We start from the raw sequence: 1352 nt of genomic DNA on the forward strand, positions 1-1352 counted from the left end.
GGGACGGACACGACCGGCCCTTGCGCGGGGCAGCTTGCCCGGCAGACTGGCGGCACCGACGGCAGCGGGTCGATCCCGGCCGTCGCACGGTGGTTGACGAATCATCGGAGACCCTCGCCGTCGATCCACGAGATCCTCAGACACCTCGAGATCCTCAGACACCTGGAGCACCCGCCCGTGCCTACCCTCCTCCCCGCCCGCCGACGGTTAGCGCTCGGCCTCGCCCTGGCCGCCGTCGTGAGCGGCTTCGGCGCCCTGGCCGCCTCGGCCGCGCCCGCGGCCACCGCACCGACCCCCACTGCACCGACTCCCATAGGCCTGACCTCCCCGGCCTGTCCGGTGGACATCCGGCAGGGCGAGGCCGACGGCTGCGTCACCCAGCTCCAGCTGGAGCTCAACGCCACCGGCGCCGCGATCGCCGTGGACGGGCAGTTCGGGCCCGGCACCCTGACGGCCGTCCGCGTCTTCCAGGCCGCCCACGCCCTGGCGGTCGACGGCATCGTCGGCCCGGGCACCAAGTCGGCGCTCGACGCCGCAGCCGCCCCCGGCACCGTCGACCTGCGCACCCAGTGCGGCGACCTGCGGACCGGCGCGAGCGGGCCCTGCGTCACCACGCTGCAGACGATGCTGAACAAGCTCGGCGCCCGGCTCGGCGTCGACGGGCAGTTCGGCCCGGCCACCGACACCGCCGTGCGAGACTTCCAGGCCTTCCACGGCCTCGGCGTCGACGGCGTCGTCGGCCAGGGCACCAAGGCCGCCCTGTACAGCGGCAACGCCGGCTCCACCGGCACCCCGCCGCCGCCCGGCACCCCCGTCGACCCGGGCAAGGTGCTCGCCGCGGCGAAGGCCTTCCTGAGCGTCCCGTACGTGTGGGGTGGCGGCCACTCGCTGCGCGGCGAGGGGCCGGGACCGTCGCTGGGCACGTGCGACGGCTACACCGGCTCGATCCAGCCCTGCCCGGCCGACACGACCGCGGGACTGGACTGCTCTGGCCTGGTGCGCGCGGCCTACTGGTTCGGCGCCGGCTTCGACCTCGCCAACGGCGGCGACACCAACCAGCAGACGCTCGACCGCCACCTCACCCAGGTCACCGAGTCCCAGCGCCGGCCCGGCGACCTGGAGTACTTCGGGACAGACGCGCACACCACGACGCACGTCGTGCTCTACGCAGGCGCCGACCCCGCCACCGGCGCGGACATGATGTACGAGGCCAAGGAGACGGGCACGGACGTCCACTACGTCGGCCTGCGCACCGGCGGCTTCTGGTACCACGTCACGGCCTGACGGCCTGACGGCCTGACGGCCTGACGGCCTGACGGCCTGACGGCCTGACGGCCTGACGGCCTGACGGC

Annotated in this window: 1 protein-coding gene; it reads left to right on the top strand. The window is 74.4% G+C overall.

All coding sequences use genetic code 11. From position 1 onward, the window contains the following. Positions 1 to 177 precede the first annotated feature (177 nt). Complete coding sequence (locus AB0O00_RS39710; RefSeq protein WP_363659530.1) at positions 178 to 1284, top strand: peptidoglycan-binding protein; 1107 nt, start codon at positions 178 to 180, stop codon at positions 1282 to 1284. The last annotated feature ends 68 nt before the right edge of the window (positions 1285 to 1352 follow it).

It is taken from the genome of Kitasatospora sp. NPDC093558 (genome assembly GCF_040683475.1).
Lineage (GTDB): Bacteria > Actinomycetota > Actinomycetes > Streptomycetales > Streptomycetaceae > Kitasatospora.